Source organism: Ruegeria sp. CJ3 (assembly GCF_056536725.1).
The window spans coordinates 234,267-248,445 of the sequence record NZ_JBQFQE010000003.1; the positions used below are offsets into that span (position 1 = coordinate 234,267).

11 protein-coding genes are annotated in these 14,179 nt (G+C 61.9%); 6 read left to right on the forward strand and 5 right to left on the reverse strand.

Going from position 1 to position 14,179, the window contains the following annotated elements:
- The first annotated feature begins 148 nt into the window (after nucleotides 1–148).
- Both pnp and ACR0J1_RS06910 read left to right on the forward strand, forming a co-directional pair.
- Nucleotides 149–2,296, forward strand: coding sequence for a polyribonucleotide nucleotidyltransferase (gene pnp / locus ACR0J1_RS06905; protein WP_480731680.1), 2,148 nt, complete (start codon nucleotides 149–151; stop codon nucleotides 2,294–2,296).
- A 196-nt stretch (nucleotides 2,297–2,492) separates the two neighbouring features.
- Nucleotides 2,493–5,270, forward strand: coding sequence for an FAD-dependent oxidoreductase (locus ACR0J1_RS06910; protein WP_480731681.1), 2,778 nt, complete (start codon nucleotides 2,493–2,495; stop codon nucleotides 5,268–5,270).
- A 157-nt stretch (nucleotides 5,271–5,427) separates the two neighbouring features.
- On the opposite strand, the gene ACR0J1_RS06915 is transcribed toward ACR0J1_RS06910, so the two are convergent.
- Nucleotides 5,428–6,078, reverse strand: a complete 651-nt coding sequence (locus ACR0J1_RS06915) for a peroxiredoxin (protein ID WP_480530310.1) — start codon at nucleotides 6,076–6,078, stop codon at nucleotides 5,428–5,430.
- A gap of 213 nt (nucleotides 6,079–6,291) precedes the next feature.
- Here ACR0J1_RS06915 and ACR0J1_RS06920 point away from each other — a divergent pair, with 213 nt between their 5' ends.
- Nucleotides 6,292–7,731 carry an aldehyde dehydrogenase family protein gene (locus ACR0J1_RS06920; RefSeq protein WP_480731683.1) on the forward strand — a complete coding sequence of 480 codons (1,440 nt, stop codon included), beginning with the start codon at nucleotides 6,292–6,294 and terminating at the stop codon, nucleotides 7,729–7,731.
- A 55-nt stretch (nucleotides 7,732–7,786) separates the two neighbouring features.
- Here ACR0J1_RS06920 and ACR0J1_RS06925 read toward each other — a convergent pair whose 3' ends face one another.
- Nucleotides 7,787–8,221 (reverse strand): glyoxalase superfamily protein, encoded by a 435-nt coding sequence (locus tag ACR0J1_RS06925; RefSeq protein WP_480731685.1) that lies wholly within the window; start codon nucleotides 8,219–8,221, stop codon nucleotides 7,787–7,789.
- Between the two features lie 177 nt (nucleotides 8,222–8,398).
- A complete protein-coding gene (locus ACR0J1_RS06930) occupies nucleotides 8,399–9,241 on the reverse strand; it encodes a methylated-DNA--[protein]-cysteine S-methyltransferase (RefSeq protein ID WP_480731687.1) in 843 nt (280 codons plus the stop codon).
- Nucleotides 9,242–9,360: 119 nt separating this feature from the next.
- Here ACR0J1_RS06930 and nth point away from each other — a divergent pair, with 119 nt between their 5' ends.
- Both nth and ACR0J1_RS06940 read left to right on the forward strand, forming a co-directional pair.
- A complete protein-coding gene (gene nth, locus ACR0J1_RS06935) occupies nucleotides 9,361–10,005 on the forward strand; it encodes an endonuclease III (RefSeq protein WP_480731689.1) in 645 nt (214 codons plus the stop codon).
- Nucleotides 10,002–10,991, forward strand: a complete 990-nt coding sequence (locus ACR0J1_RS06940) for an adenosine kinase (protein WP_480731691.1) — start codon at nucleotides 10,002–10,004, stop codon at nucleotides 10,989–10,991. The genes nth and ACR0J1_RS06940 overlap by 4 nt, the downstream gene beginning before the upstream one ends.
- Nucleotides 10,992–11,030: 39 nt before the next feature.
- Here ACR0J1_RS06940 and ACR0J1_RS06945 read toward each other — a convergent pair whose 3' ends face one another.
- The gene (locus ACR0J1_RS06945) at nucleotides 11,031–11,870 is read right to left on the reverse strand and encodes a DUF547 domain-containing protein (RefSeq protein WP_480731692.1); all 840 of its coding nucleotides are present in this window, start codon (nucleotides 11,868–11,870) and stop codon (nucleotides 11,031–11,033) included.
- Nucleotides 11,867–13,252: a radical SAM protein gene (locus tag ACR0J1_RS06950; protein ID WP_480731694.1), complete on the reverse strand. Its 1,386-nt coding sequence runs from the start codon at nucleotides 13,250–13,252 to the stop codon at nucleotides 11,867–11,869. The genes ACR0J1_RS06945 and ACR0J1_RS06950 overlap by 4 nt, the downstream gene beginning before the upstream one ends.
- A 142-nt stretch (nucleotides 13,253–13,394) precedes the next feature.
- On the opposite strand from ACR0J1_RS06950, the gene ACR0J1_RS06955 reads away from it, so the two are divergent.
- Complete coding sequence (locus ACR0J1_RS06955; protein WP_480731696.1) at nucleotides 13,395–14,177, forward strand: ATP-grasp domain-containing protein; 783 nt, start codon at nucleotides 13,395–13,397, stop codon at nucleotides 14,175–14,177.
- Nucleotides 14,178–14,179: the final 2 nt, after the last annotated feature.

Genomic DNA, 14,179 nt, shown 5'->3' on the forward strand with positions numbered 1-14,179 from the left:
GCATTCTCATGTATGCGCGCGGGTATCTGAGACGTTGTGCCCTGACCTCGGCACTCGAATGGAAGATAAACTGGGGTCGGCGGCAATGGGGCCGCCATGCAAACCGGAGACCCGCAGGGGCGGGAGTGCTCCGTTCTAGGATACGCATATGTTTGATGTAACGAAGAAATCAATGCAGTGGGGCGAAGAGACGCTGACACTGGAAACCGGCAAGGTTGCCCGTCAGGCTGACGGCAGCGTGATTGCCACGCTGGGTGAAACCAGCGTCATGGCAAACGTGACCTTTGCACGGGCGCAAAAACCGGGTCAGGACTTTTTCCCGCTGACCGTCCACTATCAGGAAAAATACTATGCCGCCGGTAAGGTTCCGGGCGGCTTCTTCAAGCGCGAGGCGCGCCCGACCGAGAAAGAGACGCTGACCGCGCGTCTGATCGACCGCCCGATCCGCCCGCTGTTCGTTGACGGCTTCAAGAACGAAGTTCTGGTGATGTGCACCGTGCTGTCGCACGATCTGGTCAACGATCCCGATATCGTGGCGATGATTGCTGCCTCGGCTGCTCTGACCATTTCCGGCGCGCCCTTCATGGGCCCGATCGCCGGTGCCCGCGTTGGGTTTGAGGATGGTGAATACGTTCTGAACCCGACCGTCGACGACATGCAGGACCTACGCCTGAACCCTGAACAGCGTCTGGATCTGGTTGTGGCCGGCACCAAAGACGCCGTGATGATGGTGGAATCGGAAGCCTACGAGCTGTCCGAGGCCGAAATGCTGGGCGCGGTGAACTTTGCGCATGCGCAGATCCAGCCGGTGATCGACCTGATCATCTCGCTGGCTGAAGATGCCGCGAAAGAGCCGTTTGACTTCCAGGCCCCCGACTATTCGGACCTGTACGCTGCCGTCAAAGCTGCCGGTGAAGAGCAGATGCGCGCCGCCTTCGCGATCACCGACAAGCAAGAGCGCACCGCCGCTGTTGCCGCTGCCCGTGAGGCGATCAAGGAAGCGCTGACCGAAGAGCAGCTGGAAGACGGCAATCTCGGTTCCGCGATGAAAAAGCTGGAAGCTGGCATTCTGCGCGGTGACGTCGTCAAAGGCGGCAAGCGGATCGATGGTCGTTCGACCACCGATATCCGCTCGATCGTTGCGGAAACCTCGATGCTGCCGCGGACCCATGGTTCGGCCCTGTTCACCCGTGGTGAAACGCAGGCGCTGGCCGTGACCACGCTGGGCACCGGTGACGATGAGCAGTTCATCGACGCGCTGCACGGCAACTTCAAATCGAACTTCCTGCTGCACTACAACTTCCCGCCCTACTCGGTTGGTGAAGTTGGCCGCGTGGGTGGCCCGGGCCGTCGTGAAATCGGCCACGGCAAGCTGGCATGGCGCGCCCTGCAGGCGGTTCTGCCTGCGGCAACCGACTTCCCCTACACGATCCGCATCGTGTCCGAGATCACCGAATCCAACGGCTCCAGCTCGATGGCGTCGGTCTGCGGCGGCTCGCTGTCGATGATGGATGCGGGCGTTCCGCTGAAAGCACCGGTTGCCGGTGTGGCCATGGGTCTGATCCTGGAAGATGACGGCAACTATGCCATCCTGTCGGACATTCTGGGTGACGAAGACCATCTGGGCGACATGGATTTCAAAGTGGCAGGTACCGAAAACGGCATCACCTCGCTGCAAATGGATATCAAGGTCGCGGGCATCACGCCCGAGATCATGGAGAAAGCCCTGGCGCAAGCCAAGGACGGCCGGATGCACATTCTGGGTGAGATGGGCAAAGCCCTGTCCGAGACCAACGAATTCTCGGTCCACGCCCCGCGCATCGAAACCATGAACATCCCAACCGACAAGATCCGCGAAGTGATCGGTTCGGGCGGTAAGGTCATCCGTGAAATCGTTGAAGTGTCGGGCGCCAAGGTCGACATCAACGACGACGGCGTTATCAAGATCGCCTCGCCCGATGGTGAATCGATCAAGAAGGCATACGAAATGATCCACTCGATCGTTGCTGAGCCGGAAGAGGGTCAGGTCTACACCGGTAAAGTGGTCAAGATCGTCGACTTCGGTGCCTTCGTGAACTTCTTTGGCAAGCGCGACGGTCTGGTCCACGTGTCCCAGATCGAAAACCGCCGCCTGAACCACCCTTCGGATGTTCTGAAGGAAGGTCAGGAAGTAAAGGTCAAGCTGCTGGGCTTTGACGATCGCGGCAAGGTCCGCCTGTCGATGAAAGTGGTCGATCAGGAAACCGGCGAAGAGATCGTGCCTGAGAAGAAAGAAAAGAAAGAAGACGCAGAGTAATCTGTTCTTCCCTCTCAAATTAAGAAACAAACCCCGGCTTCGGCCGGGGTTTTTTCATGATCTCGAATAAACCCACGCAGGATCAGCGGCCATCCGGTCCGATGTTGCGCGGTTTCCGGATTCCTCGTTATAGTCAACCACAAGTGTTTTAATCGTTTTCTCAAGAAACGCCGGGGCCACCCGGTGGAGTCGTTTAATGGTCCTTCGGTGCTTTAGCCAGATTTCTTCCCCAAAGCTGAATTTCGACATCATCATCGTTGGCTCGGGTCCGGCGGGCCTTTCCATCGCCACCGAACTTCTGGGCTCGGGGCTGAACGTTGCGGTGCTGGAAAGCGGCGACACCACCCGCAGCGCATCTGGCGACGAGTTGAACGCATTCGAACAGGTCGGACAGACCAGGGCCCCCCATGCCGAGGTGTCCTGCCGCGGATTCGGCGGCACAAGCGCGCTGTGGACTGGGCGTTGCGGCGCATTCGACCCCATAGACTATGCCCGGCGGCCGTGGCTGCCCGGCACGGGCTGGCCAATCGGGCGCGAGACACTGGCGCCGTATTACCAGAGAGCGGGCCGGTTCCTTGGCCTCGCCCCGACCCGGTCGGCAGAAAAGGCACAGCACGAACTGGGCAAGGCCTTTGACACGCCGCCCTTTGCGTCCTCGATGTTCAAACCCGTCATCTGGCAATTCAGCAAGTCCAACACCGGTGATGCCTCGGACATCAGACATTTCACACCCGAGGGCGACATGCCCGGCGACATGCTCCAGCACACCGGAGCGCCGACATCCATCAATGTCGGCGAACGCCACCGGGCCGAGTTGGAGGCCAGCGAAACGGTTCAGATACTGACCTCAGCCACCGTGACCGAAATTCTCACCACCCCGGACCAGGGTCAGGTGTGCGGCGTGCAGGTGATGAACGACGCCGGGGCATCGGTCGAGATCGCAGCGCCGCGCGTGGTGCTGGCCTGCGGCGGCATTCAGACCCCCCGGCTGTTGCTGGCATCACGATCCCGGAACCCCGCAGGTCTGGGCAACGCGCATGATCAGGTCGGGCGTTACCTCGCCGATCACCACTTCACCGAGGTCGCCGCATTCGACAAGGGGAAAGGCACCCAAGTGCGCAAGCGTCTGGGAAACCGCTGGCACCCCCGGTTCGGATCGCATCATGTTCATTGTCTGGGTCTACGCCTGTCGGATGACATTCAACGCGAACAAGGCCTTCTGAACGCCGCCCTGCATCTGGCCGAATTCGGGTCCGAGGTGAACCCTCTGTCCACGCTGGCCCGCGGCTTGCGCGGCCTGAAGGGCGGGACCGGAGGGCTGGCCGATGTCGCAGCGGCCTTGCGGCATCCTTACGGTCTGGCCACCAGCGCTCATGCCCGGCTGGTCACGAAGGTGCCGCCCCTGAACCGCCCCGACCGCAGCGTCGTCGGCTGCGTTGTCGAACAAGAGCTGCAACCGGACAGCCGTGTCAGCCTTTCCGACCAGACCGACCGGTTCGGGGTCCCGCTGGCACGCATCGACTGGCGCATTTCAGAGCGCGAATACCAGACCGTACGCGCCGTCGAAAACGCCTTTCATTTGGAAACCCGGCGTCTGGGCATTGACGATGCCTATCAGCGCCCCGCCTGGCTGGAACAGGGGTTCGACGCCTGGCGCAGCGGCCTTCTGGACCTGGCCCACCCTGCCTGTTCCGCCCGCATGGCGCTGGATCCGTCCGATGGTGTTGTCGACGTCAATTGCCAGGTTCATGGTGTCGAAGGCCTGTTCATCGCAGGCAGTTCCGTGTTCCCCACCAACAGTCACATGAACCCGACGCAAACGCTGGTCGCCCTGTCGCTGCGGCTGGCTGACCATATCCACGTCTCTGCGCGGAAATCGGCAGCCGCGGCAGTTGCACATCAACCAGATCGCTGCCGCGTCGGCTTTGTAGGCGGCGGTGACCGCGTCCGGTCGATCTATGCGCCAGCCATGCAGGCGCTGTCGCACGAGGCTGATATCTGCGGCGCGGTCACGGCAAGCGACGCAGGGGCGGAGCGGTTGGCCGACTTGACGGGGTGGTCCGTGGGCACAGATCTTGACGCTTTGATCCGGGACAAAAACCCCGAGCTTCTGATCGTCGCGGTGCCGCCGGATCAGATCGACTGGTTCTATCCGGTCATGGCCGACCGGGGTATTCCGCTGTTGCTCGAGACGCCATTTTGCTGGAACGAACGCGCAGGCCGCAAACTACTGAGCAAAATCGAAAACCACAACGCGCTGGTCGGGATTGCCGAACAGTTTCCTTTCCTGCCCGAAATCCGCCTGCAGAAAAAGATGATTTCTCTGGGTCTGATCGGAGACATCACGTCGGTCGTCAACGACTTCGCCGTGTTCGACTATCACGGCATCGGCCTGATGCGAGAGCTGCTCGGACGGGATCGCCAACCGCAGTCCGCGCAGGCCGTGCGTTCGCACATGGTGTCGGATGAATGCTGGATGCGCGGGACGGTGACATTTGACGATGGCAGCTTCTTTATCCATCGGTTCTCGCCCGACTACGAAAAGTCCCCGCACCGTAATGCGCCGCGCATGATCACCTATGGTTCAAGCGGCACCTTGCTGCCGGGTGAAGCCAGGTTTGCCGCGGGCACCGGGCCGGCCATGGTCAGCACGTTTCAGCGCTTCGAAGACGCCGCAGGGCTCAAGGCCATCCGCGTCGAGATGCCGGACGGGGTGGTTGAATGGACCAACCCATTGGCGGGCCACAACCTAAATGACGAGCAGATCGCCGTCGGATGCCTGGTTCAGGCCATGGTCCGGGCCGTCCGGGATGGTGGCGAGCCCGCATACCCCGCATGGGCAGGCCTCGAAGATGTGGAAATCCTGAATGCGCTCGGCTATTCCGCTGACCGGGGCGGCGCGCGGATTGGCCTGCCTGCCTCGCGCCTGTTTCAAAGGGCACTCATCAAAACACGCAACCGGCTTGCCATCTGAACGCAACCTCGGCGTCAGTTCGCGCGTCCATAAGGCCTGCGCACCGCAAAGCCCGAAAACCGCCCGCCTGCTTCATCTGGCCAAAAATATCCTCGGGGGGGATCGCGCCCATCCGGGCGCGATGGGGGGCAGACAGCCCCCCTGACCAGCTTTCAAATCAAACCGGTGCCTTGGTTTTGCGCAAGTAAGGAAAGATCGTCTCGAACTCTCCGAACTTCTCCTTGGCATCCTCATTCGACACCGCAGGAGGAATGATCACATCCTCACCCGGCACCCAATTGGCAGGTGTCGCGACTCCTTTGGACGACATCTGCAATCCGTCCAGCGCGCGCAGGATCTCGGCAAAGTTGCGGCCCACGGTCATCGGATAGGTCATCGACAGCTTCAGCTGCTTGTCCGGCCCGATGATGAACACGGACCGCACCGTGGCGCTGTCGGCGGGGGTGCGGCCGTCGGGCAGGTAAGCTTCGGCAGGCAGCATGTCGAAGGCTTTCGACACGGCCAGACCATCATCGGCGATGATCGGGAAGCCGGGGTTGGCGTTGCCATAGGCTTCGATGTCTTTCTTCCACTTCTTGTGGTCCTCAACGCCATCGACCGAGACGCCGATCACCTTGGTGCCGCGTGCGGCCCATTCGTCATTCAGTTGCGCCACCGCCGAAAACTCGGTGGTGCAGACAGGGGTGAAATCCTTGGGGTGCGAGAACAGGATGGCCCAGCTGTCGCCGATCCAGTCGTGGAACTGGATGGTTCCCTGATCGGTTTCTGCTGTGAAATTCGGGACGGTATCATTTATGCGCAAACCCATGGGGCGTCTCCTCTGTCTTGGTTCTTGGCCGACTCGGCTGCTGCCAACTTAGTCACTTTGCGGTCAGGTTAAACCTCTCATTCCTGACGCAAGGTAAGTCTGCCCCCGGCTCGCAGGCCCGAAGCTTTCCCCTTGCCCCGGAGCACCGGCGATGACACTGTTGGAAATAAACCGACCAGACGGTCGATTTCTTGCGATGCGGAGGCACAATTCATGATCGAAAAGCGCGATTTCTACATCAACGGCAAATGGGTCCCGGCGGCAGAGCCAAATGATTTCCACGTCATCGACCCGTCAACCGAAGAGCCCTGCGCGGTGATCTCGCTGGGTACGCAGGCCGATACCGATGCAGCGGTCGCGGCAGCCAAGGCCGCCCTGCCCGGCTGGATGGCAACTCCGGTCGAGGACCGCATCGCGCTGGTGGAAAGGCTGGTCGAAGTCTACAGCACCCGGACTGAGGATCTGGCACAGGCCATGTCGCATGAGATGGGCGCGCCGATCGATATGGCGCGCACCCAGCAGGTGGGCGCGGGCATCTGGCACCTGAAGAACTTCATCCGCGCCGCCAAGGCGTTTGAATTCGAGCGCCCGCTGGGCGATCACGCCCCTAATGACCGGATCATCTATGAGGCCGTGGGTGTGGCCGCCCTGATCACGCCCTGGAACTGGCCGATGAATCAGGTCACGCTCAAGGTCGGTGCGGCGGCGATTGCGGGCTGCACGATGGTTTTGAAGCCGTCGGAGCAGAGCCCGCTGAACGCGATGATCTTTGCCGAGATGATGGATGAGGCGGGTTTCCCTGCGGGCGTGTTCAATCTGGTGAACGGCGATGGCGTGGGTGTCGGTTCGCAACTGTCCGGCCACAAGGACGTGGATATGGTCAGCTTCACCGGCTCGACCCGCGCGGGGACGGCGATTTCCAAGAATGCCGCCGAGACGCTGAAGAAGGTGCATCTGGAACTGGGCGGCAAGGGCGCGAATGTGGTCTTTGCCGATGCGGATGAAAAAGCGGTGAAACGCGGCGTGCTGCATATGATGAACAACACCGGCCAAAGCTGTAACGCGCCCAGCCGGATGCTGGTGCAGCGCCCGATCTATGACAGGGCGGTCGAGACTGCGGCTGAGGTGGCCAGCAAGGTCTCGGTCGGGCCTGCCATGGACGAAGGTCGTCATATCGGACCCGTCGTAAACGAGGTACAGTGGACCAAGATTCAAGACCTGATCCAGAAGGGCATCGACGAAGGCGCGCGGCTGGTTGCGGGCGGCACCGGACGGCCCGAAGGTCTGAACAAGGGGTATTTTGTCCGCCCCACGGTTTTTGCCGATGCCAACAACCAGATGACAATCGCACGCGAGGAGATCTTTGGCCCGGTCCTGACCATGATCCCCTTTGATACCGAAGAAGAAGCGATCGAGATCGCCAATGACACGCCTTATGGGCTGACCAACTATGTCCAGACGCAGGACGGCGCGCGCGCAAATCGTATGGCGCGGCATCTGCGGTCAGGAATGGTCGAGATGAACGGGCAATCGCGCAGCGCGGGGTCTCCGTTCGGGGGGATGAAGCAATCCGGCAACGGGCGCGAGGGCGGTGTTTTCGGGCTGGAAGATTTCCTTGAGGTCAAGGCCGTCGGCGGCTGGGCTGCCGAGTAAGCGCCCTTCGTGATCCAGTTGTGAGGCACCCTGCAGGGTGCCTCGCTTTATTATTTCAGGCGGGGCGGACCACCAGCTGCGGCTCTCCGTCCGAGGTGCGCCGAGTCGAGCGGCCGTCCCAGCCGATCTCTCCGGTCACGCGCTGGCGCAGCGATGAGAAACTGTCGAACCGCACCACATCCACGGGCGTGTCGAACTGCAATGTCACCCGGCGCTGTTCCCCATTGCTCAGCTTTGTCATCCCGCGAATTTCCGCTGTGAAGGGCTGCCCCAGATACCGGCCTTCGACGCGGTTCCCGACCTGCAGGTCCACCCGGTTGGCCGCCATGGCGCGCAGGGTGTTCCAGTCGCGCAGCCCGTGCTGATGGGCCAGCAGTTCAAGCGCCGCGCTATGCGACAGGGCAATGCCTTCGGTCTGCAATCGGGCACGCAGCCGTTTGGCCTGCGTTTTCAGCTTCGCCACCGGAGCGATATCGTGTGATTTGGTCATGGTATGCCTCGTTTCCTTGAACGGGCGCGACATCAGGACGGGGTTCGCATTGCCATCCGCGCGCCAGGAAAGGGCAACAGATGTGGTGTCATCGGGTTTCACCAAAGCCAAAGGGCCGCGAACGGCAGGAGACCCGAACCTGCGGCGGCTTCTGACACCGATGGCCCATGTTGTCAATCAAGCCTCGGCCTGCGCTGCCTCGTAGGCCAGCATGGCGCGTTTGACCGGCAGGCCCCAGTGATAACCACCCAAACCGCCGGATTTGCGCAAAGCCCTGTGGCAGGGGATCAGCCAACTGACCGGGTTTCGACCCACCGCCGTGCCTACGGCGCGCACCGCCTGCGGCGAGCCCACGCGCTGCGCAATCTCGGAATAGGTGGTCACTTGACCCGATGGGATATGCATCAACGCCTCCCACACCTTGATCTGCAGGGGTGAGCCGATCAGATGCAGCGGGGTTTCGGACCGGTCGGCGCCAAACGCGCCTTGCACCCATGGGTGCAGGCGCGCGGAATTTTCCAAAAATTCCGCTTTCGGCCAGCGTGAGACCATGTCCTCCATCGCCGCCGCTTCGCCGGTCTCGGACCCGAAGGCGATACCGCAGATGCCCTTGTCGGTGCCCATGACCAGAGCGGGGCCGAAGGGGCAGTCGAACCAGCCCCAATAAATCGTCAGCCCTTCGCCCTTGCGGGCGTATTCGCCGGGGCTCATGGATTCCCATTTCAGGAACAAATCATGCAGGCGACCGCTGCCCGAAAGACCCACGTTATGCGCTGTCTCCAGCGTGGTGAACCGTTCACGCAGCAACGCCTTGGCGTGGCCCAGCGTCAGGTATTGCTGATACCGCTTGGGCGACACACCAGTCCAGCGCGAGAACAGGCGCTGGAAATGGGCGGGGCTCATGTCCATCTGGCGGGCCAGCTCATCCAGGCTCAGCCCCTCGCCGCCCTGATCGATCAGGTCGATGGCGCGGCGCATGACGTTATAGTGATAACCGCTTTCGGGTGTCTGGACATTCATGGCGTTCACCTCGGTTCGTTTCCAAAAACCATAGCGCGCGCACCGGCCCCCTGCGACCCGGAACTTGCGCATTGGCTTTGGGCTTGTGTCACGGCCCCTTGGTCGGCATTAAGGCGCGCATGGCAAAGCAACTTGATTACCACACGATCCGCGAGATCTTTACGCGTTTCCACGACGCCGACCCCGAACCCAAGGGTGAGCTGGACCATGTGAACGTCTATACTCTGGTCGTTGCCGTGGCGCTGTCGGCGCAGGCCACCGATGCGGGCGTCAACAAGGCCACGAAAGAGCTGTTCAAGATCGCCGACACGCCGCAAAAGATGCTGGATCTGGGCGAAGAGGGTCTGATCGAGCACATTAAAACCATCGGCCTGTTCCGCCAGAAGGCGAAGAACGTGATCAAACTGAGCCGCATTCTGGTCGAGGACTATGATGGCGAGGTGCCAAACTCGCGCGCCGCCCTACAATCGCTGCCGGGTGTCGGGCGCAAGACGGCCAATGTGGTGCTGAATATGTGGTGGCGTTATCCGGCGCAGGCGGTGGACACGCATATCTTTCGCGTCGGCAACCGCACCGGCATCTGCCCCGGCAAACACGTGGACGCGGTGGAACGCGCCATCGAGGATAACATCCCGACCGACTTTCAACTCCATGCGCATCACTGGCTGATCCTGCATGGGCGGTACCATTGCAAGGCGCGCAAGCCGCAATGCCCGACCTGCATCATCCGTGATCTCTGTCAATTCGAGGACAAGACCCAATGAAGACCTACCAACTCACCGGTATCGGAAACGCCGTTGTGGACGTGATTTCCCAGGCCGATGACAGTTTTCTGGAACTGATGGGCATCGAAAAAGGCATCATGCAGCTGATCGAGCAGGAGCGCGGTGAGGTGCTGTATGCCTCGATGGAGGGTCGGGTGCAGACACCCGGCGGCTCGGTTGCGAACACGATTGCCGGGGCCGGTGCGCTGGGGCTTGACGCCGCGTTCATCGGGCGTGTGCATGATGACGCTTTGGGCCGGTTCTATGCGGATGCGATGAACGAGGATGGGGTCGATTTCGTGAACCCGCCGGTGCCGGGGGGCGAGTTGCCGACCTCGCGTTCGATGATCTTCGTCTCGCCCGATGGCGAGCGGTCGATGAATACCTATCTGGGGATTTCGTCCGAGCTGTCATCGCAGGACGTTTCCAGCGAGGTGGCGGGCAACAGTCAGATCATGTTCCTTGAGGGCTATCTGTTCGACAAGGAAAAGGGCAAGGCAGCATTTCTTGAGGCGGCGCGGAACTGTCACGCAGGCGGCGGCAAGGCGGGGATCGCGATTTCCGATCCGTTCTGTGTGGAACGTCACCGGGTCGATTTCCTGCTGCTGATCGAGAATGAACTGGATTTCGTGATCGGCAACGAGGCCGAGATCAAATCGCTGTTCGAAACCGACGATCTGGAAGAGGCGCTGGCAAAAACCGCCGCGATCTGTCGGCTGGTTGTGTGTACGCGGTCCGGGGATGGAGTGACCGTGTTGTCGGAAGGGCAACGCATTGATGTGCCCGTCGAAAAGGTGGTGCCGGTGGATGCGACCGGCGCGGGCGATCAGTTCGCCGCCGGGTTCCTGTTCGGCATGGCCACGGGGCGCGACTACGAGACCTGCGCGAAGATCGGAAATGTCTGCGCGCGCGAGGTGATCAGCCATATCGGCCCGCGCCCCGAGGCGAATATGCAAGAGTTGCTGCGGGCGGAAGGGTTGCTGTAAAGCGCTGACGCGGCGGCCTGCGGCCTTGATTCCGCGCCGTTAAGAACCCGCTGCCGCGTCGTTCAGGGCCCAGTTGTATTCATAGGCGCTCACGCGGGCTGTGTCCTGTAGGCGGGCGCGCAACTCCGGCTCGGCCGCCGTTTCCAGATAGGCAAGCACGGCCTTCTCATTCACCCCGAAATCCTCGCGGAACCAGATGTAGATTTTCGACAGGATCAACCTGCCCCGCTGATCGAACCGCACCCCGCGCGGGTCGTTGACATAGGCGCGCTCGGCTGCGGCAAGGTCGCGTTCCAGCGTCTGCGCCTGCCATGCGCGATCCATCAGGTTGGGGCAACCCACAGCGGCGCAGTTCAGGGCATAATGGATGCGCGGTTCCTCAAAACTGGGGCGGATGATGCGGTGTTCGATATCGTTCAGCGTCAGGCTCTGCCCCGCGACCATCGCCAGAGGGCGGCTCCACGGGCCGATCGATAGCGGCCCGTCCCTGATGTCGCGGATCGAGGCGACGGGGTAGTTCTCCAGCACCACATCCACGGTCAGCGCATTATAGAGGTTGATCCAATAAGCCAGTTGCTGATCGCGGGTCAGTACGGCGGGATCAACCGATTGCAGCCGCGTCAGATATCCGTCCAGCCGCGCCCGGTCCGCCTGCGAGACCTGCCCGTAGGCCACCCGGTTCACCCCCTGCGCATCCGGCGCGACATAGCGGTTCAGAAACGCGGTCCAGTCGCGGTGATCGACCCGCTCGCCGGGGGGCGATGCGGTACGGGTCAGGGCCGTGTTTTCAAGCGGGGCGGCGGCGGGCAGGGCCAGACGCTCGACACTGGCGCAGGCGGCCAGAAGCGGCAGCAAAAGCAGGATCAGCAGCACCCTCATGACGCGGCCTTTCGGGCGGTCTGTTGCGCGCGCAACTGACCTTTGAGCTTTTTCAGCGGCGCCCGCGCCGGATCGCGCAGGCCGGGCAGATCAGGGCTGTCGGACAGATCGCGAGAGGCCGCGTTCCACCACTGGGGCCCTTGGTCGCCCTCGATCCGGTCGGGGGCGGTCAGATGGCGGTCGCGCTGCGCGTTATGGGCGCACATCGACAGAGGGCCATTGGCGGTGGCGACCATGAAGACACAAGACGCGCAGCGGTCCTGATCCAGCGCCTCGGCGGACATGAAGTTGTGAATGAACACCGCCTGCCGCCGCACCCGTCCGCGCAACAGCCCGGGGCCCAGTCGCAGGGCACAGGCGGCCAGATGCGCACCCGCGCGCAGGGCAACGAGCGGGTGACGCAGCACCAGCCGACGCAGCCCGTCGCGGATGTTCAGATGCCCGTCCTGCGAGCGATCCTCGTGCTCCAGCGTGTCGATCACGCGGTGCACAAGGCGGCGGTTCGACAGCACCGATTTCGCCCTGCCTCCGGCGGTCAACACGCTGGCATAGCGGTTGCAGCGGGAATGGCCCACCGCGGCGGTGTCGAAATGCAGCGGGGTCTCGTACCCCGCTTCGACCGCGCGCATCACGCTGTCCTGCGTGATCATCTCGGGGCGTTCGCGCAGCACCCCGCGCCCGGTATCGGCCTGCATCTGGAATGAGACAAAGGCGACCTCGGGCCGGTCGCGCAGGAAACGGGCCAGGGCAGGCAGTTCGTCGAAATTGCCTGCAAAGACGGTGGTGTTGAACAGAATGCGCAGCCCCAGCCCCCGCGCGCGGCGGATATAGGCGCGGCGAACGGTGTTCAGATCAGCCTCGGTGTCGAACCCGCGACGCTCCTGCGTCAGATCGACATGGAAGGCCACATCGTCCAGCCCCGCCGCCGCCAGCCGTGTCAGCTTGGCCCGACTGGCGCGGATGCCGTTGGTCATCAGGCAGGACCGCATCCCCAAGCGGCGAATCTCGCGGCACAGCGCCTCTAGGTCTTCGATCTTGCGCAGGGTCGGATCGCCGCCCGTCAACTGCACCGAGACGCCGGGGCCATAGTGGCTGTGGATCGTCGCCAGCCGCGCGAACAGGACCGAGAGCGGGGGGTCATAGGTCATCTCGGCCCGGTCCGAGAGGTAACAGAGCGTGCAATCCAGATTGCAGCGCTGTGTCACCTCAAGCGCAACGCAGGCGATGGGATAAAACCGGCCTGCAGTCTGGCCGGGGCCGTATTCGCCCGCGGACCAAAGCCCGTCCCGCAGCGGCGCGCGGCGGTCAGAGCCATGAAACCGGCGACCGGCAGGGGTGCATTGCGTGAAGGTCGGGATGTGGGGATCAACGGTGTCTTTCATACCCCCGAGGCTAACCACACCCAAAGCCCCGCGCCACGGCCCCTCACGGCGATTTGTCGCGCGGTGAGTGTTCAGCAAACCGTGTTGCAATTCTGTGCGTAGCCTGCACTCTGCAGGCAAGGTCAGAAAGTGAGACGTACGGATGCAATGGCTGCTTCAGGAGTTTGAAGACACCCAAAAACTCTCCCATGCGCTGGATCAGCTGGACATCCCATATTCGTGGCACAAAGTCGTGCCGTTTGTAGGCGACTTGACCCCCGAACCAGATATTGCAGACCGGAGTGCCGTTGTTCTGTTCGGGTCCTATACTCTTTGGCGGTATGCGGCTTCTCGGAACCTGAAGCCCGGAGTATTCAAGCTGCGGCCTTATGTGCACGAGCAAGCGTGGCACCCGCATTTGTTGAACGGGGCGGGCTCGGTGTTTCTCACGCTCCGCGACATCCCTGACGCGCTATCCGATGACGGGCAGTTGTGGTTCTTTCGCCCCGTGGATGACAGCAAAGAAATCGCAGGAACCGTCAAATCTGCTGACGAAATCATCACACTTGCACAAACCGTGCTGGCATTGAATGAAGATGTGATACCAAATGGATCGCTACGCCATGACACTCAACTGATGCTGAGCCGACCAGCCCGTATCCTCAAGGAATGGCGGCTCTGGGTGGTCGATGGGAAAGTGGTCACATATTCCCTGTATAAAGAGGGTGCGCGCGTTGTGTACCGACATGAGATCGACGCCGATGCGTTAGTTTTTGCGCAGAGGATGGTGGACCTCAATCCCAGCTACTCACAAGCTTACGTGATCGATATCTGCCGCACGGGTGATGGACTGAGAATGCTTGAGACGAACTGCATCAACGCAGCCGGGTTTTATGCGGCAGACCTGATGCGGTTGGTTACGGCCATCGAAGCCTTGGGCGAATAGCC

What these genes read in the sequence shown, in the direction of transcription:
- pnp (WP_480731680.1), top strand. Translation starts at nt 149, where the DNA reads ATGTTTGATGTAACGAAGAAATCAATGCAGTGGGGCGAAGAGACGCTG.
- ACR0J1_RS06910 (WP_480731681.1), top strand. Translation starts at nt 2,493, where the DNA reads ATGGTCCTTCGGTGCTTTAGCCAGATTTCTTCCCCAAAGCTGAATTTC.
- ACR0J1_RS06915 (WP_480530310.1), bottom strand. Translation starts at nt 6,078, where the DNA reads ATGGGTTTGCGCATAAATGATACCGTCCCGAATTTCACAGCAGAAACC.
- ACR0J1_RS06920 (WP_480731683.1), top strand. Translation starts at nt 6,292, where the DNA reads ATGATCGAAAAGCGCGATTTCTACATCAACGGCAAATGGGTCCCGGCG.
- ACR0J1_RS06925 (WP_480731685.1), bottom strand. Translation starts at nt 8,221, where the DNA reads ATGACCAAATCACACGATATCGCTCCGGTGGCGAAGCTGAAAACGCAG.
- ACR0J1_RS06930 (WP_480731687.1), bottom strand. Translation starts at nt 9,241, where the DNA reads ATGAATGTCCAGACACCCGAAAGCGGTTATCACTATAACGTCATGCGC.
- nth (WP_480731689.1), top strand. Translation starts at nt 9,361, where the DNA reads ATGGCAAAGCAACTTGATTACCACACGATCCGCGAGATCTTTACGCGT.
- ACR0J1_RS06940 (WP_480731691.1), top strand. Translation starts at nt 10,002, where the DNA reads ATGAAGACCTACCAACTCACCGGTATCGGAAACGCCGTTGTGGACGTG.
- ACR0J1_RS06945 (WP_480731692.1), bottom strand. Translation starts at nt 11,870, where the DNA reads ATGAGGGTGCTGCTGATCCTGCTTTTGCTGCCGCTTCTGGCCGCCTGC.
- ACR0J1_RS06950 (WP_480731694.1), bottom strand. Translation starts at nt 13,252, where the DNA reads ATGAAAGACACCGTTGATCCCCACATCCCGACCTTCACGCAATGCACC.
- ACR0J1_RS06955 (WP_480731696.1), top strand. Translation starts at nt 13,395, where the DNA reads ATGCAATGGCTGCTTCAGGAGTTTGAAGACACCCAAAAACTCTCCCAT.